The 530-nt window shown below is 74.5% G+C and carries 1 protein-coding gene; it reads left to right on the top strand.

Translation table 11 applies throughout. The features are described from left to right. A partial coding sequence (locus AC1DSF_RS30665) for an ATP-binding cassette domain-containing protein (RefSeq protein WP_478184081.1) occupies positions 1–530 on the top strand: 530 nt, incomplete at both ends.

Raw genomic sequence — 530 nt, 5'->3', positions numbered from 1 at the left:
GAACTGGTGCAGCTGGGCCTGGAACCCGCCCGCGCCCGCCAACTGACCGAAGAAACCGCCCAGCAGGCCGCCGAGTTCGGTGCCTCGGCGGAGGAACTCTTCGGTCCCGCCCACCTGTACGCCCGCCATCTTGTCGCGGCCCTCGGCACCCCGGGCGAGCCCGCTCCCCCGATCCACGAGCCGGGCGGCGGACGCGTTCTGCTCCGCCTCACCGGCGTCGGCAAGCGCTACCGGCGGGCATCGGTGTTCGCCGGCGTGAACCTGACCGTGCGTGCCGGGCAGGTCGCCGCAATCGTCGGCGCCAACGGCTGCGGGAAATCGACCCTGCTGCGCATCTGCGCGGGGCTGACGAAACCCAGCGCCGGCACCGTCCACCGCACCGCGCGCGTCGGATTCGTCCCCCAGGACGGCGGCACCGCCGGGTGGCTCACCCCCGCCGAACACTTCACCCTCTTCGGCGCTGCCGCCCACATGGCCCCGCGCCGGGCGCGCTCGACCGGCGAACACCTCGCTCGGCGGCTGGCCTGGCG

This window comes from Variovorax sp. 01N429 (assembly GCF_056399425.1).
Note: the sequence above shows the minus strand (reverse complement) of the source record. Positions and strands in the feature narration are given on the sequence as shown.